Origin of the sequence: Halomonas sp. (genome assembly GCF_052095695.1) — a bacterium.
GTDB lineage: Bacteria > Pseudomonadota > Gammaproteobacteria > Pseudomonadales > Halomonadaceae > Vreelandella.
The window spans coordinates 13491-39706 of sequence record NZ_JBQDLQ010000004.1 but is presented as its reverse complement, the minus strand read 5'-3'; the positions used below and the strand labels follow the sequence as shown (position 1 = coordinate 39706).

The window sequence follows — 26216 nt, the reverse complement described above, 5'->3', positions numbered from 1 at the left end:
CTGAAACGCGCCGGAGTAGGTGGCTCTGTCCACAATAACGACAGTTCAACCCCACAAGGCCGGCGTTGCCGGATGGATACCTTCAGCGTCGAAACGCATACCGTGCTCACGATCCCGAGCCAACAGCAGCGGCCCGTCGAGATCGACCACCGCCGCGCCCTGTGCCACTAGCAACGCTGGCGCCATCGACAGCGACGAGCCCACCATGCAGCCGACCATGACCTCGAAACCTTGTGCCAGAGCTTCCTGTTTGAGAGCCAGCGCCTCGGTCAATCCGCCAGTCTTGTCGAGCTTGATATTGACCATGTCGTAGCGGCCAACCAAATTCGGTAGCGATGTGCGGTCATGACACGCTTCATCAGCGCAGACCGGTAGTGGTCGGTCGATTTCCGCCAGCGGCGCGTCGTTCTCGGCCGGTAGCGGCTGCTCGACCATGTCGATGCCTAACTCCAGCAACACGGGTGCCAGACGTGCGTAGGTTTCACGGTTCCACCCCTCGTTGGCATCGACGACGATCCGCGCTTTGGGGGCGCCTTCACGCACCGCTCGCAGGCGCTCGATATCGCCCTCGCCGCCCAGTTTCAGCTTGAGTAGCGGTCTGGCGGCGTGATGCCTGGCCTTCTCGCGCATGATATTGGGCGTATCCAGTGACAACGTAAAAGCCGTGATCTGGGCCTTGGGAGCGCCGATTCTCGCAAGCTCCCAGACCGGCTTACCGGTTCGCTTGGCCTCAAGATCCCAGAAAGCGCAGTCGAGCGCATTGCGAGCGGCTCCTGCCGGCAGCCGAGACTGCAGCTCAAGTCGATCCATGCCCGCCATCAATCCATCGCTCATCGACTCGATCTGTGCGATCACGCTGTCGACCGACTCGCCGTAATGCGCATAAGGGACGCATTCGCCGCGTCCGGTGTGGACGTCATCGCTCAATGTCGCCACGACAACTCGCGCGTCAGTACGCGAGCCGCGAGAGATGGTGAACACTTCGGCCAGCGGGAAAACCTGTTCCTCGACGGTCAGCTTCAACATGCCAGCACCGCTTCCGCCAGACGATCGGCGCCTTGCCGATAGGGATCGACACACGGCAATCCCAGTCGTGCCTCCAGCTCCTGTAGATAACGATCCGCCTCATCGACTGGCATTCCCGAGGTATTGACCGAGACGCCAACGACCTGGCACTCGGGATTCACCACCTGCGCCAATGGCAGCGCGGTATCACGCAATGTCTCGAGCGTCGGCAACTGATAATGCGGCAACCCGCGCATATGCGTCCGGGTCGGCTCATGACAAAGAATCAACGCGTCCGGCTGACCACCATGGATCAGCGCCATGGTGACCCCGGAATAGGAGGGGTGGAACAGACTGCCCTGCCCTTCGATGATGTCCCAGTGGTCGTCGTCGTTGTCCGGCGTCAACCATTCGATCGAACCGGCCATAAAATCGGCGATGACGGCATCCAGCGGCACGCCCTCGCCAGTGATAAGGATGCCCGTCTGCCCAGTGGCGCGAAAGCTCGACTTCGCACCGCGCCCGCGCAGTGCAATATCCAGGGCCAGCGCCGTGTACATCTTACCGATTGAACAGTCGGTGCCGACGGCAAGACAGCGCTTACCGCGGCGCGGCTTGCCGTCACCGATCGGGTACTGGACCTGCGGTACGCGCACATCGATCAAGCGCCCGCCATGCTTTTCGGCGGCCTCAACCAGCTCCGACTCTTCGCGCAGTAGATTGTGCAGGCCGGAGGCGATGTCCATACCGGCGGCCAGCGCCTCCTTGAGCACCACGATCCAACTGCGGGAAATCACACCACCACGATTGGCAGCGCCAATCACCAGGGTTCTGCCCCCCTGAGCCACGGCGGCTTCGATATCGAGATCTGGAAGCTGCATATCCGCCTGGCAACCCGGCAGCCGGTATTGCCCCAACGCATGCTCCGGACGCCAGTCACGAATACCCTGAGCAACCTTGGCGGATAGCGGATCGGGCACATCGCCCAGGAACAAAAGATAGGGAGTCTTGAGCATGTTGTATTATCTCTAATGAATAGATATACCGACAATAGTGTGTGTGCCAGGCGCAGATAATAGACGCAGGCGATGCTCAGCCCGCAACCGTAACGCACTGCCAGATCGACCACTCCTTCGATCTGCACAGCCATGCAGATTCCTCAGCTATGCTGTTGTTTCACCGAAGGTCTTAACGCTCGACCCCCGTCTGCGAAGTGATCCGTCCGTAGTGCTCTATACGACGATGACGCGCGAAATCGAAGATGGTCTCTTTGCCGAACTGACACAGCTCCATGTCACAGTGCGCAGTCACTAATTCATCACCTTCGCCTTGTGTCCGGGCCACCACAAAACCGTCTGGATCGACAATAATCGTGCCGCCCATGAGCGGGAACCCATCTTCTATACCCGCCTTAGCCACGGCCACCGCCCAGGTAGCATTCTGATAGGCTCCGGCGGTCACCGAAAGCTCGGAGTGATAGAGGCGCTTCTCGGTCCCTTCACCGCGATTCTGGGAATTGACCGATGGCGTGTTATAGCCAAGCATGACCAGCTCGACGCCCTGCAAACCCATCACGCGCCAGGTCTCCGGCCAGCGACGATCATTGCAGATACACATTCCCATCAATGTGTCTTCGTTATCGAATGTCTCGAAGCCTAAATCACCAGGTTCAAAATAACGCTTCTCAAGATGCTGAAAATCTCGCCCAGTGTCATACTCGACATGGCCCGGAAGATGAACCTTACGATACTTACCTACGATTTCACCCTGGCGATTGGTCAGAATTGAGGTATTGAAATGGCGTCCTTCTGGCGTTAACTCAGCATAGCCAAACGAGATAGCTATGCTATGTTCACGAGCGCGCTTAAATAGTGGTTGAGTAGCCGCATTGGGCATTTCCCTCTCGAACCAGGTGTCGACTTCGGCCTGATCTTCCATATACCAGCGGGGGAAGAATGTGGTCAGCGCCAATTCAGGATAAACCACCAGATCACATCCTTGTTCGGCAGCCTGATCCAGTAGCGCAACCATTCTTGCCACGACCACCTCACGGCTTTCGCTTTTCTGGATAGGGCCCATCTGAGCCGCACCGATTACCCATTCACGCATGTTTGTTTCCTTATCATTACAGTATTTAAAAAATCACTACAGTGCGTCGTGTCTTACACTAGCCGTTGGCTCCATAGTCTAAGCTTTCTTAGTCAGCGCTCATGTTTACGTTCGAAACGACTGACCAGGCGCACCAGCGGCCAGAGCAACAGCAGATAAATCAGTGCTGCCAGAACAATGGGGGATGAGTTGTAGCTCATGGTGCGCGCCATATCGGCGCGATACATAAGCTCGCCAAGTGACACCACACTGGCCAGCGATGTCAGCTTAACCACCTCTACGGTGTTCGAAAGCAAGTCTGGCAGCACATTGCGTACCGCCTGCGGCAGAATCACCCAGAGCATAGCCTGAGCACTTGTCAGTCCTGTGGAGCGAGCGCCTTCGAACTGCCCCGGAGAAATAGATTTAAGCCCTGCCCGGAAGACTTCGCTGTAGTAGGCCGAGTTGTTGAGTACAAACGCGATCACCACCGCTGCATAGGGCGATAACTTAATGCCTGCAAATGGTATTCCCGAGTAGACAAAGATCAACAGCACCAACGGCGGCATGGCACGAAAAAGGTCGACATACGCAATGGCCGGCCAACGCATCCAGCGACGTGAGTTATCGGTAGCCATTGCCAGCAACAACCCAGCTACGCCGCCCAAGACAATGACGACCACACAAATCTGCAGGGTGACCACTAATCCTTTGAGCAAGAGCGGGAATGCCTGCCACATCAGATCAAGGTTGAAGAACTGACTTACGATGGTATCCATATCAGCGCCTCCGCCAGTTCATTCGGGACTCGAGCCAACGCCCCAAAATGACGAAAGGCAAAAACATACCGACATAAGCAAGTGCTCCCAACGTCAATGGCGTTGCACTGCCGGAAAAGGACTGAGCGCTCGATGCCTGGTAAAGAATTTCTGGTACACCAATAACGGTACCCAAGGCGGTCATTTTGGTAATAGCAATGGAACGATTGGTCAGCGAAGGCATCGCCATACGCATCGCTTGGGGAAGTACTATCCACACTAATACTGTCAGTCGGCGCATACCGCTCGCATGAGCCGCTTCCCACTGCCCTATATCCACGGCGCAAATCCCTGCCCAGAAAATCTCCTCGGCGAATGCCGCCAAGACCAGACTTAGAACCAGAAATAGCACCATCCACGACGAGAACGTGATCCCAATCCCAGGAAATCCGAAGTAAAAAATCAGTATGACCACCAGTGGTGGCAATGCACGCCAGATGTCAGCGAAAGCCACAATCAATAGATTGAGAATTCGTATACCGGCACTTCGCAAACAAGCCAGCACCAGACCGAGCAAAATTCCACAGGTCACCACCGTAACGGATAGCCCCAGCGTCACCCACAGCCCGTCTAAGATCGCTGGCCAGTACTTTTTCATGATCACAGGATCGAAAAACACCTGCAGGAAATGCTCTAGTCCATCCATATGCATCTACTCCCGGGTTAGGAAACCCAGCCGGCGTCTGAGCGGGCAGTCGCTACCTGCGCCGCTCAGGCATTAAGCCCGACATTTGCTTAGAATGACTCGCGTCGTGTTAGTGAGATGCTCTCAATCACAGGAAAGGGGGTGACCGTCCTCGACATAACCCGAAAATTCAGGCTGCCCGTAACCAGGGGTTGGCGTTACCGCAGTGGCATCTTCTTCGGGTTCTACGCCAAACCACCTCATGGACAACTCCGCCATGGTGCCGTTGGTTTTCAAGCACTCCAAGGCACGTTCCACTTGATCTCGGGTTGTGGTGTCATCCTTACGAAACGGAATCGCCCAAACCAGACCAGTATCCACCAGATAGGAAAGTTCAATTGCTGGATTCTGACTAACTGCGTAGGCCGACACCGTATTACCGGCCACGTTCGCCGCAGCACGTCCGGCCATCACTGCCTGAATAGCATCGCTGTTGGTACCGTAGCTTTCTACTTCCCAACCGTATTTTTCGGCATTCTCGCGTGCCCAGCGGTCATATGCCGATCCTTTGTTGACCGCAACCACCTTGCCCGCCAGTTGATTAAGGTCCGTGATTTCCGGCGCCCCTTTCTTGATCACGAACTGAAAATCCGTGTCCAGATAGCCTTCGCTGAACAGCAAATTATCGGCGCGCTCTTCGGTCACCGTCGTTGGCGCCATTAAGAAATCGTAGGTGCCTGACTGCAATCCCGGAATCAGCCCGGAAAACTGCGCGGCGGTAATCTGCATCTCCACGCCCATCTGCTCACCAAGCGCATTGGCAAGGTCAACGTTGAAACCTTGCACCTCACCGTCCATGGTCGGCATGGCATGTGGTGCGAAGGTGCCATCCAGTGCTACATGATAACTATCCGGTGTATCGGCAGATGCTGAGGCTACACCGAGACTCAAAGCGATCAACGACAGTTTTAGACAGTTTCCGGTTCCGCCAGATAGCGGAGAAGGCAAGAATGAAGACATGAGTATTGCTCCTGTGTTGGGGAATCGGCTCGGTTGCTAGTGACGCCGCTCTACAAAAGCACGTGTGCGCTCTTGCAGTGGTGTTGCGAAGATTTGCTCGGGGGGCCCCTGCTCAACGATATGACCATCGGCCATGAACACCACACGGTCAGCCACGGCACGAGCAAATTCCATTTCATGGGTCACAACCAACATCGTCATACCACTTTCGCGCAGCTCCCGCATGACGCTCAGTACGCTGCCAACGAGTTCTGGATCCAGCGAACTCGTCGGCTCATCGAACAGCACAATCATCGGGTTCAGGGCGATTGCACGCGCGATACCTACGCGCTGCTGCTGGCCGCCGGAAAGCTGATGGGGATAATGTCCGGCGCGCTCGGCGAGCCCTACGCGGGTCAGCGCCTCAAGGGCCAGCGCTTCTGCCTGACGACGGGGCATTTTCTTGACTAGCCGCAGTGCCAGCGCCACATTGCCGAGCGCAGTGTAGTGGGGATAGAGGTTGAACTGCTGGAAGACCATACCGATCTTCTGGCGCATCCGATCAATGGATGTATTGCGATCCATCAAATCAATACCGTCGATGATCACTTGCCCACCGCTAGGCTCCTCCAAGCGATTGCAGCAGCGCAGCATGGTGCTTTTACCTGACCCGGAGGGGCCTATCACACACACTAGTTCCCCAGGGCGCACACTCAGATCGATATTCTCCAGCACCAATTGCTGCCCAAACGATTTGCACAGCCCGACCAATTCCAGAATCGGAAAGGGGTTATGGACATGAACACCGGCGCCACCCGCTTTATCCAGCGTTATGGTTTCACTCATGCTCCCCTCCCGCTCAAAACGGCGTATCCACTAATTTGCGGATCAACGCCTCTGGATCCCGCGAGGCACGCGCTTTGGCTACCGGTTCAGGAAGGCCACAGGGCAAGAACTCTCCGCTGCCTCGGGCAACCTTGAGCTCACCGTTCTCGATGACGACACGCCCGCGGTTGATCACGGTATCCGGCCAGCCAGTAACCTTCATGCCCTCATAGGGGGTGTAATCGACGTTGTCATGCAAAAGGTCGTTAGTGATCGTGATCTCGCGCTCTTCGTCCCAGATCACGATATCGGCGTCCGCTCCCACTGCGATGCTACCCTTACGCGGATACAATCCGTACATACGTGCATGGTTGGTCGCGGTGAGTGCAACAAACTCATTGATTGTAAGACGCCCTTTCAGGTAGCCCTCACTGAACAATAGCGGCATGCGCACCTCAATGCCTGGCAGGCCGTTGGCCATTTCCCGGAACCCCGTATTCTCGCCTTTTGGGAGCTTACCGGTTTCATCCCAGCGATATGGCGCATGATCCGAGGAGTAGAGCGATAAGGTACCTTCTGTCAGCCCCTGCCACATGGCACGCTGACAGCGTTCGTCACGTGGCGGCGGGCTGCAGCAGAACTTGGCTCCTTCGACACCTGGCTTGTCTATATCGGCCGCGGTCAGAAACAGATACTGCGGGCAGGTCTCAGCATAGAGCGCGGCGCCCTTCTGCTGTGCCTGACGGATACAATCCAAGGTCTCGGCTTCCGAGACATGCACGATCATAATCGGCGTTTCCAGGATCCGGGAGAGCGTCACCACCCGGTTGGTAGCTTCCGTCTCGGCGAGCCCGCTGTGTGCCACCGCATGGTATTTAGGCGCATTCAATCCACGTTCGACAAGGCGGTCACCCAGCCAGCGAATCACATCATTATTCTCGGCATGCACCATGACCAAGGCGCCTTCACGATCGGCCAGAGCTAGCACGTCGAGAATCTGATAATCGTCCAGTTTCATGCGCTCGTAGGTCATGAAAACCTTGATTGAGGTCACGCCTTGGCGAATAGCTTGCGGAAGATCTATCTTAAGAGCCTGATCATCCAGATTGGTAACGATGACATGAAAGCCATAATCAATTACCGCCTTCTCCTCGGCTCGTGCGCTGTAATCCTCAAGCACCTCGCGTACGCTATCGCCGCGATGTTGGGCCGCAAACGGCATGATGGTAGTGTTGCCACCAAACGCCGCGGAAACGGTAGCCGAATAGAAGTCATCGGCACACATCAGGCCCATTCCCGATAACTGCTCCACGTGGCAATGACTGTCGATGCCTCCGGGCAGCACCCAGCGTCCACGCGCATCGATATCACGCTTACCCGTGGGCAAACCGGCAGCAATCGCCGCAATTTTGCCGTCAATAACACCGAGGTCGGCCTCGAAGGTCTCGGTTGCCGTCGCTACCTTGCCATTGCGGACTACCAGATCGAAGGCTCGATTCAGATGCGTTTGAGTGTTGGTTGTTGTCATACTGGCTCCTGAGAGAGAAGTACTGCCTAAATGCCCGAGCGGTCTAATTCCACCTCTGAGTTGTGTTCTATCGGAACATCATTTTCGATGCGTACGACTTTCGGTTCAGACCTCGATTCGCATGGCTCAGTACTTCTAGGCCTGTGATCAGGGTCAGTAGCACGACACATCATCCGGATACGAATCCTGTAAGAATCATTCTGCGAGCCGGATGTGATGATGTCGCATGCCTTTTTGTCTCCAACCCTTAACATAAGGTCAAGACCATTACGGGACGCACAAGCAACTGACATACCCAAAAGTGCCTTACGAGTCATGAAAACTTGCCAGGAGGGATAAAGCCGATCCACCAGCCGGTCATAGCACGCCCCTTGGAGACACCATTAATAGACAGCGTACGTGACTTCATCGGCGACTCGACCTGAGTCAGCGTGCAGAACCCGAATTCGTCGTAGATCAGATATTTGTAGATATCCTCGTTCGGAACGAAGATTTCAGGGGTACTCGGAAGAGAGTATCGAATGGCCCAGAACCATGGTATACCAATAATATCTACACCCAGACTCGGGCAATGCCATGGCAAGACCGGCATCGTGGCGGTTGCTTTCGCCTCGGCCGTTAACAATTCAAGGAACCTTGCGTGACCGATTTTACTTGTGTGATCGCCCAGCCTATTCATCAAGATGGCATTGAGCTTCTTCATGAAGCCGGTATTCGTGTGATCGATGCACCAGCATCTGATCCAGTGTCACTAGGCTCGCTTCTTAGCACTACCGATGCGCTTATCGTGCGTAGCGCCGAGGTCAATCGCACCATGCTGACTCAGGCACCTCGTCTCAAGTTGATCGGCGTCCATGGCGTAGGCGTCAACGCCATCGATATATCCGCCGCCACAGAACATGGCGTGATAGTCGCCAATACGCCCGGAAGCAATGCTCAGGCGGTAGCGGAACAGGCGATTGCCCTAATGTTCGCGGTAGCCAGACAGATTCCGCTTGCCGATCGCACCGTGCGTGAGGGTGATTTCTTCGCCTTCAAGTACAGCGTACCGATGATCGAGCTGGAGGGGCGTACCTTCGGCGTGGTGGGCTTCGGCAATATCGGCCAACGCGCGGCACGAATGGCAAAAGGATTGGGCATGCGTGTAGTCACCTATTCTCCCAACGCACCGGACAACACACTGGCGGAGATCAAGGTTGAGCGAGCCCAATCACTGGATGCTCTGCTTGATGATGCCGATGTCGTATCGATGCACGTCGGCCTTAACGAGCGAACTCACAACCTTATCGGACGACAGGAACTGGCGCGCATGAAACCCTCAGCACTATTGATCAATACCGGACGCGGAGGCACCGTGGACGAGATCGCCTTGGCCGATGCGCTAACAGAGAAACGTCTGGCTGGAGCCGGGCTGGATGTGTTCGCTGTCGAGCCGATGCCCTACGATCACCCTTTGCTGGCACTGGAGAACGTCGTCGTTTCACCGCACAACGGCGGCTCCACCGCTGCCAGTATGTCGCGCACGGCACGTGCAGTCGCTCGACACGTCATCGACATGAGTCGCGGCCAGATGCCAACCCAGGTGCTCAATCCCTTTGGGCAATAGCCCCTCTCGCACGCTCATTAATGAAGCAGGCTCATGCGACAAACTCCTCAAGAAAAGCGTCTTTCAAATGCTCAGTGAAAGTCTGTGCCAACTGGGAGAGAGGCTCGCTGCGTGGATGCACCAAATTGACCACCAGTGCCTGCGTATATGACAACGGCAGTGCACACAGCGAATCTGATATATCGCCATGCATTGAAAATTCGTCGACTAGTGCAATACCAGCCCTATTACGCACTAGCCCACACGCATAGTGAGGAGAGTCGACCTCAATCGCGGGCTGGTAGACGAGCCCGTGAGCTTCGTACAGTTCCCGTACAAGCTGTCCAAAGGGGGTCTCGACGCTATAACCAATCAGAGGATAGCGTGGAAGCGTCTCGACCTCGACCCTGCTCTGCGTGGCCAGCGGATGTTCGCGGTGACAGACACATATCAGCTGGGTCTCGAAAAGTGCCGATACCTCAAGATTGGGATGGTCAACGGGAAACAGGGATATCCCCATATCCGCCCGATGCTCAAGCAGTAGGTCTCTCAGCATGATATTACGAGTGCATTCCAGACTGACCCGCACCCGCTGGTGGTGATCCCGAAACGAAGCTACGGCCTTAGGAATGAGTTGATGGCCGAGACTCGGACTACAAACTAGACGCACCACCCCTTGGCGCTGCTGAACCAAGTCATTAACAGTAGCGTTAACCCGCTGCACATCGCGATATACATGCTCCACATCGCGGAAAAGTCGACGGGCTTCCGGCGAAGGATGGAGTCGCCCTTTGACTCGCTCGAACAACCGAAACCCAATTCGCTGCTCGCTGTAAGAGAGCATCCGGCTAACCGCCGGCTGAGAAACCAACAACAGCTGAGAAGCACCGCTGATCGACCCGGTAATCATGACCGCACGAAAGACTTCTATCTGACGAAGATTGAGCGACATTCCAACAAGCTCCCATAGCGACCCATAACAAAAAGTTAATCATTAAATGCAAATGCAATAATCAAGCCACATACGCATATAACATCAGGTTAACCTCATGCCACATCTCGCTAATCACGCAGGCAATTACTGTCGTTTTAAACTGGAGGACTATCTACCACTACATTGGAGCTATCCATGAGCCTCAGTATTTTTGTTATTAATCCCAACTCTTCAACCAACGTGACTGCAGGCATTGATGACGCTTTAACCCCCCTCAGGTTGACGGACGGACCCAAAATCGAGTGTCACACCATCATTGAGGCCCCCCCAGGCATCCAGAGCGAGACCGATATCATGCAAGTCATGCCCCTGCTCTCGACATTCATTCGCTCTCACGAAGCGCAGGCAGCCGGATTCGTAATAGCCTGTTTCAGCGATCCTGGCCTCGCTATGGCCAGAGAAACGACCCGGCTACCTGTGTTCGGTATTGGTGAAAGTGCCATGTTGACTGCACTAACTCGGGGCCAGCGGGTCGGCGTAATAGCGATCCAACCAGCTTCCATCTCTCGCCATATGCGAGCCTGGGGTGCTATGGGAATACTTTCACGTCTTGCGGGCGAAAGAGCGCTGGGGCTTAACGTGGAGGAGTTGATTGACGAAAGAAAAACCTGGATGCAGTTATTAGAAACTGGGCAAAAGTTGCGTGACGAAGATGGGGCTAATGTTGTGGTGCTAGGCTGCGCTGGCTTGGCACACTATCGCCGTCAACTGGAGCAGGCACTCGGCCTGCCCGTCGTAGATCCTTGTACTGCTGCAGGAGGCATGGCATTGGCAGCCGCCCAACTTGCCGTACTTGATGACCAAATATAGAGCCTGATCACGAACTTTGTATCGATTGACCAGCGCCCATCATCCGCACCACCATGGGTACCTCTGGTATAACGGATACTCCTTAAGTGTGGTTAATCACCACAGCTTGCCGCTATAGTGGCTTACGATAAAGAGCCACTTTTCGCTAAATTGAGGGAACCAGTGAAACGACGAGACGCCGCTAGCGACTGGATTGTGGAGGCGCTGGCGCTAAGGCTAACCGCTAACGAAGCCGCTACGCTTGTTCAGCAACTCTATGACTCGCTTAAGGAGTGGATTCAACATGGCGAGCTGTTAGCTGCCGATATGCTCCCCTCTTCCCGTTATCTATCCCGTACCTTAGGCATTAGCCGTAATACGGTGCTAGCCGCCATGGACCGGCTACTGGCAGAGGGGTTACTGATTTCACGCCAAGGCGCGGGGCTCTATGTGGCCGATTTACCTGCGCTATTAACCCGGGCCGAGCTCCCACCTCCTTTGCCTGTTCGCTACTCAAACCGCGGCAATAAGCTATTAACGCTAAGCGGTACGTTAAGCCACGGCCATCGCGCCTTTGCTCCCGGCGTTCCTGCTCTCGACCTATTTCCCCGCGAGCAGTGGCAACGCCTTTTGCGGCGCCACTATTCTCACGCGAAGATGACGTGGATGGATTACCAAACCAGTGGCGGGCTGCCTGAACTTAAAGCTGTTCTTTGTGATTACCTACGGTTTTCTCGCGCGGTGCGCTGCCAACCAGAGCAGATCGTGATTACCCAAGGAGCCCAGCAGGCGTTTGAGCTGATTACTCAACTACTGACCGACCATGGTGACTCTGTTTGGATGGAGGAGCCGGGGTACGGCGGTGCCCAGGCCTGCTTTTTGACGTCGGGTTTAACGGTAACGCCAATACCCGTCGATCAACAGGGGCTTAATCCATCACTCGCACCTGCGAAGACACCAGCGCCCCGACTAATTTATGTAACGCCCTCTCACCAATATCCTAGCGGCGTTACCATGCCAGTGCCTCGTCGGCTGGCATTACTGGAGCATGCCTTTCACGCAGGCAGTTGGATCATTGAAGACGATTACGACAGCGAATTTCGATACGATACGCCGCCGACACCGTCGCTTCAGGGGCTTTCGGAGCAGGCATCGGTTATTTATGTCGGCACCTTCAGTAAAGTGCTTTATCCCGGCTTACGCTTAGGCTATTTGGTACTGCCCGATACGCTTGCCGAAGACTTTACGCGCGCCCTTGCGCGGCTGCATCGCGAAGGTAACTATCCCGTTCAATCAGCGCTGGCGGAATTCATTGCCAACGGACACTTTACCCGCCACATCGCCCGCATGCGTGCCGCTTATCGACAGCGCCAAGCCTGTTTACGCACGGCATTAGCGCCTGCGGTGGCCAAGGGGCTTTCATTATCTGGCGGCCATGCGGGCATGCACTTATTAGCTGAGCTCGCTACTATTGAAGAAGAGGAGATACTCGTTGAGCGCGCCAGCGAAGTGGGCATTACGCTTTCGCCGCTTTCTCGCTACTACCTTTCTGAGAACAAGCGGCCTGGTTTAGTGCTCGGCTATGCAGGCTCGACTGAAAGCGATTTGATAGCGTCGGGCAAATGGTTGAGCGACACATGGTTACACTTACGCAATAGCCAAGATTCAACCACACCATCAGCAGAGGGCATGCCAGCGTATTCTCCAGGTGCATTCTTGTAGTAGTGTATCGTTCTTTATACACCTATTTATCCACCAAACAGCAAGGGGACAGCACGTTCCCAATGGGGTCAACGTGGTTCACTCTCTTTCTTCGCACACAGAATCCCGCGCCTCACGATGTAAAGCATGGAGCGTGCACATATTTACTGCCAGCGGTGTGCTACTCGGCACGATGGCACTGCTAGCTCTGGTCGACAACAATCCAGTCGCGTGCCTCCTCTGGCTAGGTGCCGCGATGATGATCGATGGTATTGATGGCACCCTGGCGCGTAAGTATGAAGTGAAGGCCATACTGCCGCATTTCGATGGCTCAACACTCGATATGGTCATCGATTACCTGACCTGGGCTTTTATTCCCGCCCTGTTCATCTACTACTTCATTGAATTGCCACCCTATTTAGGGCTGCTATCAGTGTTTATCATTCTGCTGTCATCGATGTTCTGTTTCTGCAACGTTGATATGAAAAGCCAGGATAATTACTTCGTTGGCTTTCCTGCCGCTTGGAACATCGCCGCCGCCTACTTTTATATTCTCGACTTCCCGCCGTTGATCACCTTTGCCTCTATCGTTCTCCTCGCTATCCTCACCGTGACCCGGATGAAATTTCTGCACCCCTTTCGGGTGCGCTTATTTATGCCGCTCAATATCGCCGTAACGCTGGTGTGGTGTGTATGTGCTACGTCACTGGTGCTCTCAAGTCCAGTGCACGCCGCCTGGGCGCTATGGGGATGGGGCATAACATCGGTCTACTTTGTTGGTATGTGTCTGTGGCGTACCGCTCAAGAATGGTTTGATTAAATAGGTGAGCAGCTAATGGCCAATGATTTTATCGCCCCCGATGGGCATCCTCGCTGCCAATGGTGTGGCGGCGCGGCGGAGTTTCTACCCTACCATGACAAAGAGTGGGGCTTTCCAGTGGAAGACGACCAGCGGCTGTTCGAAAAGCTGTGCTTAGAGAGCTTCCAATCAGGCTTAAGCTGGCGCACGATTCTCAATAAACGTGAGAATTTTCGTGCCGCTTTTCACCATTTCGATTTCCATCAAGTCGCCTACTTTGGCGAAGACGATGTGCAACGTTTACTTCAAGACGCAGGGATTATTCGCCACCGCGGCAAGATCGAAGCGACGATTAACAACGCCCAGCGCGCAAAAGAAATGGTCGAGCAGGAGGGCTCGCTGGCCGCGTTCTTCTGGCGCTATGAGCCTATTGAATTAGCCACGCCGCAAACCCAGACCACCTCGCCGGAATCCATCGCGCTGGCCAAAGAACTGAAAAAGCGCGGCTGGAAATTTTTCGGGCCCACCACCGCCTTTGCGTTTATGCAGGCAATGGGACTGCTTAATGATCACTCGCTTACGTGTGTCACCCGAGAACAGGTTGAACAGGCGCGGCAGACGTTTCAGCGGCCCGCCTAACGCTATCTATTAGGAGCGCCCCTCATGAAACCAAAAATTAGTTTAATCACTCTTGGGGTCAGCGATCTGCCCCGGGCCATTCGCTTCTACCGTAAAGGTTTGGGATTGCCCGAGCACGAGACGAACAGCGATGGGGTCGCATTTTTCAAGCTGGAAGGGGCCTGGTTATCACTTTTCCCGCGTAAAGAGCTGGCTAAAGATATCGGCATTCAAGATGACTCGCCCAGTAGTTTTAGTGGTATTACTCTTGCGCACAATGTCGGCAGCCAAGAGGCCGTTGAACAGGTACTCAAACAGGCGGTTGCCGCCGGTGCCGAGCTAATCAAGCCTGCTGAAGAAGTATTCTGGGGTGGTTATTCCGGCTACTTCCGCGACCCAGAAGGCCACTACTGGGAAGTCGCCTACAATCCGTTTATGGATTTGACGTGAGGTCACCATCATTGAGCTAAGTCAGCAAAGTCCAAAAGCACTTTCTGGTTACTCGGGCAAAGCGCCATCTCGACCGCTTGGCGCCACGCCTGGCTGGGAACGACTTGGTAACTCGGCATATCTGTCTGGCCCAAAAGGCCCCAGATAGATAAGAATTTTTGCTGCCAGGTTTCTGCAGACATCCTGGCCAAACTATCGCGAAGATGAAACCTTCTGTAGCGGGCACAAGGTCTAACACCCCATTGGACGGCTTGCCCAGTCAATAGTCCATAGGCGATAAACGTCGAATCAAGGGCCATTGATCGCAGTATATCTGCCGCGACTGGGCCACCTAAAGCGTCAAATACCACGTCGGACTGACCCGCAACATACGCAATCTGCCTGCTATCCTGTATGGATAAGGGCTTGATACCGGCTTTCTCCAGGCGCGCCACTCTACTATCGGAACGGTATATGCCAACGACTTCCTTCGCGCCGTGCTGATAGGCCCATGCCCCAAGATATTCAGCGCAATTTGATCCAGCGCCAGTAAGCAGCACACGCTTGTCCTTTACAGGCCAATTCTCAAGCATGGTGAGGGCCGCCAAGGGATTAATGTAGGCGCGCGCCGCGACATCGTCAGTAATGTTATCGGGAACAGACACTGCGAGCGCTGGATCACAATCTACAATCGTCTGCCAAGTGCCATCACCTCGCAATGGGAGCACTCGCTTTCCGATGAGATAAGAATATTCATGCGGAGCGGCGATAACTCGACCGACCCCTTCGTAACCGGCGACGGCGGGAAGCGTTATACGATGCGAATAAGCACCGGTGATGGGAATCAGATCTGACGGATTAACCGGGGCACACAGCATCCTCACCCTGAGCTTTCCCTCACTCATGCTGGGCATTGCCGTTGTTTCCATTTTTAATGTTTCAAGCGGCGTTCCGAACGCGCGATAGGTAAGAGCATGACGCCGCATAGATACCTCGAAAATGAGAATTTCTCTGATCGACCTAGATGATACCCCTCTCATGCGCCTGCGCTTCTTCCACCATCTCGGTGGCAAGCTCCCCCACTGTTCGCACGGCGTTTTCGATGGCAGGGGTTAACGTAAACGCATAGCTCAGGCGTAGGCACTGACGAAACTTGCCCGAGGCGGAAAACAGCGAGCCTGGCGCCACGTGGATGGCCTGCTTTGCCATGCGCTCGTTTAGACGCACGCAGTCCACTGCGGCGGGCAACTCTACCCAGAGAAGGAAACTCCCGTGCGGGTAGCTGATGCCAGAACCTTCAGGGAAATAGCGCTGCACCCAACTGATCATGATATCGCGCTGTCGCTGATACTGGCGGGTGGCGTAGCGAAGGTGACGCTCGTAATGCCCTTTAGCGATAAACTCTGCCATCGCCAGCTGCGGCAACGTCGCCGAGGCACCGGTAGAGACATATTTCATATGCATCGCCTGGTCGCGGTAGCGGCCCGGCGCCAGCCAGCCCACCCGCAGCCCCGGCCCCACCGTTTTGGAAAAACCGCTGCACAGCATGACACGGCCATCGTCATCGAAGGATTTCACGGTGCGTGGCCTGGGCAGAGAGAATGACAAATCGCCGTAGATATCATCTTCGATAATCGCTACATCAAAGCGTTGGGCAAGTTGAAATAGCGCCCGCTTGCGTGCTTCAGGCATGGTGTAGCCCAGCGGGTTGTTGTAGGTGGGCGTGACCTGTATGGCGCGAATCGGCCACTGATCCAACGCCAGCTCAAGGGCCTCCAGGCTGATGCCCGTTTGCGGGTCGGTGGGGATTTCCAGCGCTTTTAAGCCGTTGGCCTTGAGAATCTGCATGGTGCCATAAAAGCTGGGCGAGTCCACGGCCACCACATCACCGGACTGGGTGAGTGTGCGCAGTGAAATGCTCAGTGCTTCCTGACAGCCGGTGGTTACCATGATGTCATCCGGGTGTAGCAGACAACCGGAGGCAATGGCCAATCGCGCCACCTGCTGGCGAAGCTCAAGCCGGCCATCCAACTTGTCGTAATTGAAGCCGATAAGGTCATGACAGCGATGTAGGCCTGCAAGAATTTTCGACAACGGGCGTAGCGACTCGTATTCTACGTTTGGCGCGCCACGCCCTAACAGAAGCCGACGTTCATCGCGATGTGCCGCCACCAATTCCAGCACCTGATCCCACTGGGAAACATCTAGCGGCCGCTGCGCCGGGCGAGAGACCGACGGCAACACTGACGGCGCCCGGCTTGGCAGCACGAAGTAGCCAGACTTTGGCCGCGACTCGATCAACGCCACATCCATCAACTGCCGATAGGCCTCCTGGGCCGTCGAAATACTAACCTCCAGCTCTTTGCAAACCGCGCGAATAGACGGCAGACGATCGCCCACACGATAAATGCCATGCTCGATACGCTCCCGCAATATGGTGGCTACCTCTTCATAGCGCGTCACGACACTTACCCCTTCAACTTGAAAACAATACAGACAGCTATTTATAGCCCATACAGACGTATAAAACACCGCATCTGTATCTTAAAAATAAAAATACCTATATCTGTATTGAAACCGCAGCCCTGAGTAATCTGATTAAGCACATCACTCGTAAGGAGAGCCGCTATGCCTCGTATCAGCCTCACTCAGCTTTGCTATCAATTGCGCGACCAATTTCTCTCCTATCGCCACTATCGCCGTAGCCGCCGACAGCTATTAGCGCTGGATGATCGGTTACTGGAAGATATCGGCTTCAGCCGAGAACAAGCGAAAAAAGAGGGACAAAAGCCATTTTGGAAACACTCACGTCCTGAAGGAGAGTCGTATGAATCACGCTGACTATTATTTGTTGGACGTTTTTACCGATCAGCCGTTTACCGGTAACCCACTGGCTGTGTTTTTAGATGCTGGAGCGCTTGAGACCAGCACCATGCAAGCGCTTGCCAGTGAATTGAATCTGGCTGAAACAGTGTTTTTGAGCGCCTCCACTGGGCCGAACCACTACCCTATGCGGATTTTCACGCCGACGCGCGAACTACCTTTTGCCGGCCACCCTACGGTAGGCACTGCGCACTTACTAGCGGAGTTGAACCTAGTAAACCAAGCGCAAGGCATTGTGCTACACCCTCCTATCGGCGAACTATCCGTTAGTTATCACCAGACAAGGGCAACGTTTACCACTGCCCAGTCCGCCATATTGACAGAAAGCACGGTTGATCGCCTCACTGCCGTTGAGCTACTTGGGCTAGACATCCATCAGGTAATCGGCGATCCGGTAGTCGCCTCCTTCGGACTGCCCTTTCATTTAATTGAACTCACTGACGTGGCGGCGTTAGAGAGCGTACATATCTCTACGAGTGCCTGGGCGAGCGCTGTGATACCTAGCAGTGCCGAGCAGGTGTATCTGTATGTGATTGAACAACACGACGGGGCAGAGACGGTTATTAATAGCCGCATGTTCTGTATGCACGCCAGTCTTTGCGAAGACCCCGCTACCGGCAGCGCAGCGGCCGCCCTCACCGGCTATTTGGCATCACTTCAAACTGACGCCTTGCAGTGCAAAATTCATCAGGGTGTTGAGATGGGTCGGCCCAGTATTATCTACACCGCCGCTAATGGCGACATCACACCCGGTTTTGCAACAGTGGGAGGACATGCGGTAGTGGTGGGAAAAAGCGAGTTTTATTTGGGTGGTTAACAAGCAGCGTGTCCGCTTATTTGTCAACACCGCTAACCCTGGATCAGCTTTTCTTCCAGTAGTAAGCAATGGGTTAAACGATGGATATTATCATTTAGCGCATATCTTCCTCAATAGTAGAGCTAGGCTGCGACTATTGGCTAACTTAGTTGAACTGTGCTTGGGCACGCCACCCCAAACTAATCAAGTTAACTTAGTAACGTAAGCGATTAGCTTGGCAAAGCATCCAGGGCCTGGAAGCTTACATGACCTTTCATGCAGCTGGTAAAGGTAAAATCGTTGTGCATAATACCACTAGCTTAAAACGTGCCCGAACATATTTCACACCTAGTGCTAGCAGTTTCATAACGCATATCAGCCAAGCTCCTATCACGTCACAGCAACTACTAGGGTGAACCGGGTTATTGTATTTTTTTTATGCGGCTAGAGACTAATTTAACGTTTAAATTTAAAATGTATAGTGAATGCGATGCATATTATTGAAGCGCGCTATTTTACTAACGCGTACCCTATGGCAAAAAACCGTGACTACCGACAGCTAAAATAATGAAAATCTCGCCACTCCCCCCACTCAAAAGCCTAGTAGCCTTTGAGTCAGTTGCTCGTCATCAGAGTTTTACTCATGCCGCCGATGAACTCTCCGTCACCCAGGGAGCTATCAGTCGCCAAATACATAGCCTAGAGACTTACCTTGGAAAGCCTCTATTTGAGCGCGCCAACCGTAGCATCAGACTCACCGGCAGTGGCCTGCAATATGCACAAGCCATTCGTGAGTTACTGACGGAACTCGCAGCAACAACAGAGGAAGTGCGTAGTTGGAAAGGGACGCAACAAATCACCGTTGCCACCTCAAGCGCCATGGCATCGCTATGGTTGCTGCCAAAAATTGCCGCTTTTCAGCAAGCACATGAGCATATTGATTTACGCATTGTTGCACTCGAACAAGTCCGGGATTTGCGGCGAGTCGAGTTTGATATCGCGCTTTATTACTGCTGGCAGACGCCCCCGGGGATGCAAGCCACAACGTTATTCTACGAGGAGGTGTTCCCGGTATGCAGCCCTACCTACCTAGAGCGCCATGGCCCCTTTAATGACCCCAGTACATTGTTGAACTGTACGCTACTGTCCCTGGAAGGTGCAGACCAGGATTGGGTGAGCTGGAAAAAGTGGTTTACACAGACAGGCCTGGAGTATCGAGCGCCACACCGGCGCCTTAATATTAATAGCTACTCAATGTTAATTCAGGCGGCCATTATCAACCAAGGGGTAGCGTTAGGTTGGAGTCAACTGGTCGACGACTATTTGCAGCAAGGCCTACTGGTGCGCCCTGTTGATACTGTGTTGCGAACTGAGGCACGCTTCTGCTTGTTAGAACCAACCGAATCCCCTTCAAGAGCCGCCAGTATACGCGCTTTCCGTGAGTGGCTGATGGATACCGTGCCAAAAGAAGTAGGTGACCTGGGCCTAAACTAAGTGAGCTGATATGTACCGCAAGCCCTCTGACTGTGTATTTCAGGGCTTGCGGTAGAGACAAGCCTATTTAGCTAGACTGAAAGCAAGAGTGCTCATTAAACATCTGACTGGCCACTAGCATGGTCAAGCCTATCACTATCGGGCCGCGCCTGAGGAGGCAACATGGCAGCAGCCATAGGTTCACGGCGCAGTGTTCGGTAAAGGCCAATCGTCATTAGCAAAATGAAAATGGCAATGGGCAACCCAGCGATAATTGATGCTGTCTGGATCGTTTCCAAGCCTCCCGCGTAAAGGAGCGCACTCGCAATACATGCAATGACCACGCCCCATAATATTCGAATGGCTTGAGGGGGTTCTGAGCTACCCGCGCTATCCAGGATGCATAGCACTAACGTACCAGAGTCCGCTGACGTAATGAAATAGGTAGCCAGCAAGAGCACCGCCAGCAATGACAAGACTCTCCCCATTACGCCGGAATCGAGCGCTTCGAACAGGGCAAATAGTGCCAGCGTATTATCTTCATTGGTTGCTTGTAGAACAGTGCCTCCCACAAACTCACCATCCGCTATGGATTGGCTACTGCCGGCTGTCTGCTCATGCATATGGAGAGCCTGCAACTCCTCATGTAATGCGCTGCCACCAAAAACCGACATCCATACGAATGTGACAAGCGTCGGTACAATCAGAGCGCCGCCGATTAACTCTCGGATAGTGCGCCCCCGGGAAATTCGCGCAATAAACATGCCCACAAAGGGTGCCCATGTCATCCACCACGGCCAATAGAAGGCTGTCCACCAATTCTGCCACCCGCTGTCAGCGTTCGCATCGCTCCAAAGGCTCATTCCAATTAAGTTGTTAAGGTAGTCGCCGGTGCTCTGTAGCAACGTATTGAGTATGTAACGAGTAGGACCAATGGCCAGCACCACAAGGACGATCACCACTGACATAATCATATTCCATTCAGAGAGGCGCCGTATGCCACGCCCAACACCGGACATCACCGATACGATAGCAAAAAGCATGACTAAGGCGATCATAGACACTTGCACCCCAATACCTATTTTCAGGCCAAAGACACTATTTAGTCCGCTGTTCATCTGGATCACTCCAAGCCCCAATGACTGAGATACGCCAAACGCCGTGATAGCGACTGTTAAAATATCGACAGTGTGACCAATAGGGCCGTATATACGATTGCCAATAAACGGATAGAAAATAGAGCGCAAGGTTAATGGCAGCCCTTTACGGTAAGCGAAATAGGACAACGACAGGGCGACGATAATGAAAGCGGCCCATGGGTGTAACCCCCAGTGAAAGAAGGTTAAACGCATGGCCATGGACGCCGAATCTTCGCTCATTCCTTGAGTGAAGGGGTTGTCAGCATAGTGCAGCATGGGTTCCGCTACCGACCAGAATATTAACCCGATACCCATACCTCCAGAAAACAGCATGCTGACCCAAGAAAGAAAGTTAAACTCAGGTTTCTCATCATCTTTACCCAGGCGAATATGGCCAAAACGACTGATCATTAAGTAAAGAAGGAAAAACAGCACCGCACTCACTAAGCCAAGATAAAACCATTTGGCATTGTTAAGCACGACTGTTGAAGCATCTTGAAAAACAGACCCGGCCTTGTCGGCGAGTACTGCGCAAAAGATAACGAAGCCGATAACAATGACCTTAGAGGCAATAGTCACGGTGGGGTTAAGGCCTTTGAATAGCCCGTTTTCTGCACGCATGGCGTGTACCTTAATTGTTTTATTAGTGTTGTGATTGTGCCGTCATGGTCTAGCAATGTGCACAGTGAGCCATTGCGGGGCAAAAGACTGGAGAATATTAACGATACAAACAATGTATTTTTTATCATCTATGCATGAGGTTTTAGCATTCATTACCTCTTCCCCTTTTATCTCATCACTTACTTCAACTCTCAAAATCTCAATTTTCAAAACCTGAACCGCACAATAGTTAAGTATTATTTAACCTTTACCTTCTTATGAGAAATTATCATTCGAGGATGTTAATTAATCGATTGTTGCTAAACAGGGTTACTACCAGACTAGGCTTACCAACCGGCCCACTGAAGTGTATTCAGTCCGGTGGCTAATCTGAAAATAAATAATGTAACGCCAAGCCACGAGGCCTTCATGACGACCATGACTTCTTCCCTAATCCCTGCACAACTGCTGGATAAAGTACTTGTACCCATTGAGAAAGCGACAGGCATGCCTAATACCGCTTACATCAGCGATGCTTTCTTTACTGAAGAACGTGAAAAACTCATGGCCAATACTTGGGCCTGTCTTGGGTTTGCCAGCGACTTAGTCAAAAACGGTTACGTTAAGCCTGTCGATTTTATGGGTTTGCCGCTGCTGCTGATGCGCAACAAAGATGGCGAGACCCAAGTTTTTCACAATGTTTGCAGTCATCGCGGCATGCAGCTTGTGGCCGAGGAAGGCGAAGTTCAGGGCGTCATCCGCTGCCCTTATCACTCTTGGACCTACGATCTTAATGGCAACTTAAAAGGTACTCCACATATCGGTGGTGTTGGCCAACATAAGGTGGATGGCTTCAAATGCGAGCAACATGGCCTAAAGCCAATACGCAGCGCCGTCTGGATGGACATGATATTCATCAATCTTGATGGACAGGCGACAGACTTTAACGAGCACGTGGCGCCACTGGAAGAGCGGTGGACAAGTTTCATTGGCAATGATGGATTTGCGTTACTGCGCCGCGCCAATATGGGCGGGAATTTAGAAATCACCGTCGACTGCAATTGGAAGCTTGCCGTCGAGAACTATTGCGAGAGCTATCATCTGCCCTGGGTTCACCCAAGCCTGAATAGCTACTCACGCCTTGAGGATCACTACAACATTCAGTTCGGCGAATCTTTTTCAGGGCAAGGAAGCCTAGCTTATCGGCTCTCCAATGTGGCCGGTACGCAGCTTCCCAAGTTCCCGTCCTGGCCTCAGGATAAACTTGAGCACGCCGAGTATGTCGCCTTTTTTCCTAATGTACTGCTGGGCATCCAAGCCGACCATGCTTTTACCATGATGCTGGAGCCGGTGAGTGCAGGTAAAACTATTGAGCACTTACGCGTTTACTACGTTGGCGATGAGGCGACCAAAGATACTTATGCCGCTAGCCGTACTTCTACGCTGGAATCGTGGAGAGTTGTCTTCGGGGAAGATATTGGTGCCGTCGAGGGAATGCAGCGAGGTCGATTATCGCCAGGCTTTCAAGGCGGCGTATTCTCGCCGGCGCTGGACCATCCCACGCATTTTTTCCATCAATGGGTGGCCAGGCGTGTGCGCGGAGCGCCCAGTGCCGAGATAGCCTAGCCAAGCCTGCCCCAAACGCTATTTTAGAGTTACACCAATGCACACACTTGAACGCTACTATAACTACATTGATGGCGCCTGGAAGGGCGCCGATACCTTCATCAAGATTGATGACCCAGCGTCCGGAGAGGTCTACGCTGAGATCGCCGAAGCTAGCGTAGAAGATGCTGATGCTGCCATGGCCGCCGCGCAGCGTTGCGTCGCTGCCGGCACACTGTCTTCCGTAAGCCCAGCCCAGCGGGTCACCTGGTTGCTGGCCATCGCTTCGGAAATCAAAGCATTAACCGAAGACGCCGCGCTGGTGCTTTGTCGGGAGAACGGAAAATCACTCGAGGTGGCTCGAGGCGAGTTCGAAGAAGCCGCTCGTTATTTTGAATACTACGCGGGCATGGCAGATAAGATCGAAGGCACCTCAATTCCGCTGGGTAACGACTATATCGACTTCACCAGTTATGAGCCGATGGGCGTTTCCGTACAGATTGTGCCATGGAACTTCCCTCCTTCAATCTGTGCACGTTCACTGGCACCCGCTCTCGCGGCTGGCAATGCAGTGGTGATTAAGTCGCCTGAAATATCGCCGTTAGCCATGACTTTTTTGGCGACCGCCTGCCAGCGGGCAGGCCTTCCTCGCGGGGCTATCAACCTGCTTTGCGGCAAGGGCTCAGTCGTGGGCGCTCACCTAGTCAAACACCCCAATACCAACCAGATTGTCTTCACCGGCTCAGTCCCTACAGGTCAGCGCATATTGCGCGATGCTGCCGAACGGGCCACGCCGAGCGTTATGGAGCTAGGCGGTAAGTCTGCTGCGATTGTGCATGCCGATGCTGATATCGAACAGGTCATCGACAGTGTCCAGGCAGGCATCTTCTTTAACGCTGGCCAAGTCTGCTCAGCCATGTCGCGCTTGCTAGTGCACCGCTCGCGCTACGACGACATTGTCGAGCGCGTCTGCAAACTTGCCGAAGGACTATCCATTGGGCCTGGCATCGAGAATCCGGGGCTTTCACCTCTGGTATCTCGCGACCAGCTTGAACAGGTTGAAGCCATGTGCCAGCGAGCCATTGCGGCAGGTGCCACCTGTGTAACGGGTGGCGAGCGCGTGTCAGGCACTAACGGTTACTTCATGCAACCAACGGTACTCATTGACGTTGCGGTGGATAGCGAGATTTTCCAGGACGAGGTCTTCGGTCCCGTATTGGTCATTCACCCTTTCGACACAGAAGACGAAGCGGTGGCGCTGGCAAACGGCACTAAATTCGGTCTGGTAGCTGGAGTCTTCGATATCTATCTCGATCGCGCGCTACGCACAGCTCGCCGTTTACGAGGCGGCCAAGTGTTTATCAATGAGTGGTTTGCGGGTGGTATCGAAACCCCCTTCGGTGGCGTTGGGCTATCTGGCTTTGGACGTGAAAAGGGCCAGGAAGCACTCTACAGCTATGTTCAAACCCGCAATATCGCCATACGTCTTAAAGACGCATGAAGGAGTTTTTTCATGAAGAAATGGCTGTGCATCATCTGTGGGCTCATTTACGACGAGGCCGAAGGCTGGCCCAGTGATGGCATCGCTCCCGGCACTCGCTGGGAAGATGTTCCTGACGACTGGCTATGCCCGGACTGCGGCGTAGGAAAAGCAGATTTTGAGATGCTTGAAATCACCGATGAACCGTCTCCTCCTGCCTCTACTGCAACGGCTCCCTTAGCCGATGCCATTGCCGATGTGGCAACGCTTTCAGCGGCGGCCATGGGGCCTCTGGTGATTATTGGGAGCGGACATGCAGGCTATGGGCTGGCCGAAGCAGTACGTCATCGGGATAGTAAACGCGAAATCCATGTGATTACCGCCGATGACGGTGGCCTGTATTCCAAGCCAGCGCTATCCAATGCCTTAGCGCTAGGCAAGGATGCCAAGGCACTGCTGGATGAGTCGACGTGGTCTATCGAGACGCGGCTAGGTATACGCGTACACGCATTCTGCCCGGTTGAGCGAATTGATGTCGATGGCAAACGTCTGATCACCCCGCTGGGAGATATGGCATATGGCCAGCTAGTCATTGCCACCGGTGCTACACCGATTCGCGTTCCAGTTAACGGAGAGCCGAACGCACTACTCTCCGTTAATGACCGTGGTGACTATGCCGCCCTACGTAAACAACTTGATGCCTTTGAGAACGGCGCACGGGTGGCGATCATCGGTGACGGCTTGATCGGCTGCGAGTTTGCCAACGATTTGGCGAATGCCGGACATAAGGTCGACGTAATTGGCCTAGCCGAACGCCCATTGGCGCGATTACTGCCTGAACAAGGCAGCCAAGTGCTACGCGAGGCGCTTTCTAATCTTGGTGTGAACTGGCACCTGTCGTGCTCGGTGGATAGCGTCGCCTCTGAGACCAATGGCTATCGTCTGATGTTGACCGATGGCAGCTCACTTGAAGCGGACTTGGTGGTCAGCGCCGTAGGGCTAACGCCTAACACCGGACTTGCAAAGTCAATCGGCATCGACTGTGGCAGAGGTATCCGAGTGGATGAGTATCTAGCAACCTCGTTGCCTGATATCTATGCCCTGGGGGACGTGGTGGAGATCAATCACCAGTTGTTACCTTACCTCGCCCCAATCAATGCAGGGCTGCGGGCACTGGCAGCAACGCTGTCCGGCTCCCCGACAGCCGCCTACTACCCCGTCATGCCCGTCATGGTTAAAACGCCCGCAGCGCCTATTTGCGTAGTCGTACCTTCATACAGCGGGAATTGGCAAATAGAAACCACGCAAGACGGCATCACGGCAGGTTGTTATGACACGGCTGGACGGCTGCTCGGTTTTGCCCTGGTAGGTGAAGCCGCTATGGCTCAACGAAGTGCATGGATCAAAGCCTGTGGCGTTGATCAGGCTGCCTAAATC

General features: G+C 53.9%; 25 protein-coding genes and 1 pseudogene. 13 read left to right on the top strand and 13 right to left on the bottom strand.

Translation table 11 applies throughout. The features are described 5' to 3' along the window. Positions 1–45 precede the first annotated feature (45 nt). The 9 genes from dgcA to ACTH5D_RS01485 all read right to left on the bottom strand — a co-directional run bounded on the left by dgcA (position 46) and on the right by ACTH5D_RS01485 (position 8513). The gene (dgcA, locus tag ACTH5D_RS01525) at positions 46–1026 is read right to left on the bottom strand and encodes an N-acetyl-D-Glu racemase DgcA (RefSeq protein ID WP_441667895.1); all 981 of its coding nucleotides are present in this window, start codon (positions 1024–1026) and stop codon (positions 46–48) included. Then, positions 1020–2021 (bottom strand): N-acetyltransferase DgcN, encoded by a 1002-nt coding sequence (gene dgcN, locus ACTH5D_RS01520; RefSeq protein WP_441667894.1) that lies wholly within the window; start codon positions 2019–2021, stop codon positions 1020–1022. The genes dgcA and dgcN overlap by 7 nt, the downstream gene beginning before the upstream one ends. Before the next feature lie 172 nt (positions 2022–2193). Further along, positions 2194–3114: an N-carbamoyl-D-amino-acid hydrolase gene (locus tag ACTH5D_RS01515; RefSeq protein WP_441667893.1), complete on the bottom strand. Its 921-nt coding sequence runs from the start codon at positions 3112–3114 to the stop codon at positions 2194–2196. A gap of 92 nt (positions 3115–3206) precedes the next feature. Then, the gene (locus ACTH5D_RS01510) at positions 3207–3872 is read right to left on the bottom strand and encodes an amino acid ABC transporter permease (RefSeq protein WP_441667892.1); all 666 of its coding nucleotides are present in this window, start codon (positions 3870–3872) and stop codon (positions 3207–3209) included. Between the two features lies 1 nt (position 3873). After that, positions 3874–4563: an amino acid ABC transporter permease gene (locus tag ACTH5D_RS01505; protein ID WP_441667891.1), complete on the bottom strand. Its 690-nt coding sequence runs from the start codon at positions 4561–4563 to the stop codon at positions 3874–3876. A 117-nt stretch (positions 4564–4680) separates the two neighbouring features. Then, positions 4681–5487, bottom strand: a complete 807-nt coding sequence (locus ACTH5D_RS01500; RefSeq protein WP_441667890.1) for a transporter substrate-binding domain-containing protein — start codon at positions 5485–5487, stop codon at positions 4681–4683. A 105-nt stretch (positions 5488–5592) separates the two neighbouring features. Beyond that, entirely contained in the window at positions 5593–6381 is a 789-nt protein-coding gene (locus ACTH5D_RS01495) for an amino acid ABC transporter ATP-binding protein (protein ID WP_441667889.1), read from the bottom strand. A 13-nt stretch (positions 6382–6394) separates the two neighbouring features. Beyond that, entirely contained in the window at positions 6395–7888 is a 1494-nt protein-coding gene (hydA, locus tag ACTH5D_RS01490) for a dihydropyrimidinase (RefSeq protein ID WP_441667888.1), read from the bottom strand. Between the two features lie 313 nt (positions 7889–8201). After that, positions 8202–8513, bottom strand: a complete 312-nt coding sequence (locus ACTH5D_RS01485; RefSeq protein WP_441667887.1) for a hypothetical protein — start codon at positions 8511–8513, stop codon at positions 8202–8204. A gap of 15 nt (positions 8514–8528) precedes the next feature. Here ACTH5D_RS01485 and ACTH5D_RS01480 point away from each other — a divergent pair, with 15 nt between their 5' ends. After that, positions 8529–9494: a hydroxyacid dehydrogenase gene (locus ACTH5D_RS01480; RefSeq protein ID WP_441667886.1), complete on the top strand. Its 966-nt coding sequence runs from the start codon at positions 8529–8531 to the stop codon at positions 9492–9494. 31 nt (positions 9495–9525) lie between these two features. Here the strand turns inward: ACTH5D_RS01480 and ACTH5D_RS01475 are convergent, their stop codons facing one another. Next, positions 9526–10425, bottom strand: coding sequence for a LysR substrate-binding domain-containing protein (locus ACTH5D_RS01475; RefSeq protein ID WP_441667885.1), 900 nt, complete (start codon positions 10423–10425; stop codon positions 9526–9528). Between the two features lie 177 nt (positions 10426–10602). Here ACTH5D_RS01475 and ACTH5D_RS01470 point away from each other — a divergent pair, with 177 nt between their 5' ends. The 5 genes from ACTH5D_RS01470 to ACTH5D_RS01450 all read left to right on the top strand — a co-directional run bounded on the left by ACTH5D_RS01470 (position 10603) and on the right by ACTH5D_RS01450 (position 14824). Further along, on the top strand, positions 10603–11277 hold the full coding sequence (locus tag ACTH5D_RS01470; protein ID WP_441667884.1) for an aspartate/glutamate racemase family protein: 675 nt from the start codon (positions 10603–10605) through the stop codon (positions 11275–11277). Positions 11278–11439: 162 nt separating this feature from the next. Beyond that, the gene (gene pdxR / locus ACTH5D_RS01465) at positions 11440–12978 is read left to right on the top strand and encodes a MocR-like pyridoxine biosynthesis transcription factor PdxR (protein WP_441667883.1); all 1539 of its coding nucleotides are present in this window, start codon (positions 11440–11442) and stop codon (positions 12976–12978) included. A 73-nt stretch (positions 12979–13051) separates the two neighbouring features. Beyond that, a complete protein-coding gene (gene pcsA, locus ACTH5D_RS01460; RefSeq protein WP_441667882.1) occupies positions 13052–13777 on the top strand; it encodes a phosphatidylcholine synthase in 726 nt (241 codons plus the stop codon). Between the two features lie 15 nt (positions 13778–13792). Further along, positions 13793–14395, top strand: coding sequence for a DNA-3-methyladenine glycosylase I (locus ACTH5D_RS01455; protein ID WP_441667881.1), 603 nt, complete (start codon positions 13793–13795; stop codon positions 14393–14395). A 24-nt stretch (positions 14396–14419) separates the two neighbouring features. After that, positions 14420–14824: a VOC family protein gene (locus tag ACTH5D_RS01450; protein ID WP_441667880.1), complete on the top strand. Its 405-nt coding sequence runs from the start codon at positions 14420–14422 to the stop codon at positions 14822–14824. An 8-nt stretch (positions 14825–14832) separates the two neighbouring features. Here the strand turns inward: ACTH5D_RS01450 and ACTH5D_RS01445 are convergent, their stop codons facing one another. Together ACTH5D_RS01445 and ACTH5D_RS01440 are read right to left on the bottom strand one after the other, a co-directional pair. Continuing rightward, positions 14833–15789, bottom strand: a complete 957-nt coding sequence (locus tag ACTH5D_RS01445; RefSeq protein ID WP_441667879.1) for a zinc-dependent alcohol dehydrogenase family protein — start codon at positions 15787–15789, stop codon at positions 14833–14835. Between the two features lie 34 nt (positions 15790–15823). Next, the gene (locus ACTH5D_RS01440) at positions 15824–17266 is read right to left on the bottom strand and encodes an aminotransferase-like domain-containing protein (protein ID WP_441667878.1); all 1443 of its coding nucleotides are present in this window, start codon (positions 17264–17266) and stop codon (positions 15824–15826) included. Positions 17267–17431: 165 nt separating this feature from the next. Here ACTH5D_RS01440 and ACTH5D_RS01435 point away from each other — a divergent pair, with 165 nt between their 5' ends. The 3 genes from ACTH5D_RS01435 (at position 17432) to ACTH5D_RS01425 (ending at position 19976) form a co-directional block, all read left to right on the top strand. Continuing rightward, a complete protein-coding gene (locus ACTH5D_RS01435; RefSeq protein WP_441667877.1) occupies positions 17432–17644 on the top strand; it encodes a DUF1127 domain-containing protein in 213 nt (70 codons plus the stop codon). After that, the gene (locus tag ACTH5D_RS01430) at positions 17631–18503 is read left to right on the top strand and encodes a PhzF family phenazine biosynthesis protein (RefSeq protein WP_441667876.1); all 873 of its coding nucleotides are present in this window, start codon (positions 17631–17633) and stop codon (positions 18501–18503) included. The genes ACTH5D_RS01435 and ACTH5D_RS01430 overlap by 14 nt, the downstream gene beginning before the upstream one ends. A gap of 546 nt (positions 18504–19049) precedes the next feature. Continuing rightward, positions 19050–19976 (top strand): LysR substrate-binding domain-containing protein, encoded by a 927-nt coding sequence (locus ACTH5D_RS01425; RefSeq protein WP_441667875.1) that lies wholly within the window; start codon positions 19050–19052, stop codon positions 19974–19976. A 95-nt stretch (positions 19977–20071) separates the two neighbouring features. Here the strand turns inward: ACTH5D_RS01425 and ACTH5D_RS01420 are convergent, their stop codons facing one another. Further along, a complete protein-coding gene (locus ACTH5D_RS01420) occupies positions 20072–21715 on the bottom strand; it encodes a BCCT family transporter (RefSeq protein WP_441667874.1) in 1644 nt (547 codons plus the stop codon). 408 nt (positions 21716–22123) lie between these two features. Between ACTH5D_RS01420 and ACTH5D_RS01415 the strand changes: the two genes are divergently transcribed. The 4 genes and pseudogenes from ACTH5D_RS01415 to ACTH5D_RS01400 all read left to right on the top strand — a co-directional run bounded on the left by ACTH5D_RS01415 (position 22124) and on the right by ACTH5D_RS01400 (position 26213). Beyond that, positions 22124–23320: an aromatic ring-hydroxylating oxygenase subunit alpha gene (locus tag ACTH5D_RS01415; protein ID WP_441667873.1), complete on the top strand. Its 1197-nt coding sequence runs from the start codon at positions 22124–22126 to the stop codon at positions 23318–23320. 37 nt (positions 23321–23357) lie between these two features. After that, a complete protein-coding gene (locus tag ACTH5D_RS01410; RefSeq protein ID WP_441667872.1) occupies positions 23358–24800 on the top strand; it encodes an aldehyde dehydrogenase family protein in 1443 nt (480 codons plus the stop codon). Between the two features lie 12 nt (positions 24801–24812). Next, a pseudogene (locus ACTH5D_RS01405) lies at positions 24813–24974 on the top strand (rubredoxin); the annotation flags it as partial. After that, entirely contained in the window at positions 24963–26213 is a 1251-nt protein-coding gene (locus ACTH5D_RS01400; RefSeq protein ID WP_441667922.1) for an NAD(P)/FAD-dependent oxidoreductase, read from the top strand. The pseudogene ACTH5D_RS01405 and the gene ACTH5D_RS01400, both read left to right, overlap by 12 nt. The last annotated feature ends 3 nt before the right edge of the window (positions 26214–26216 follow it).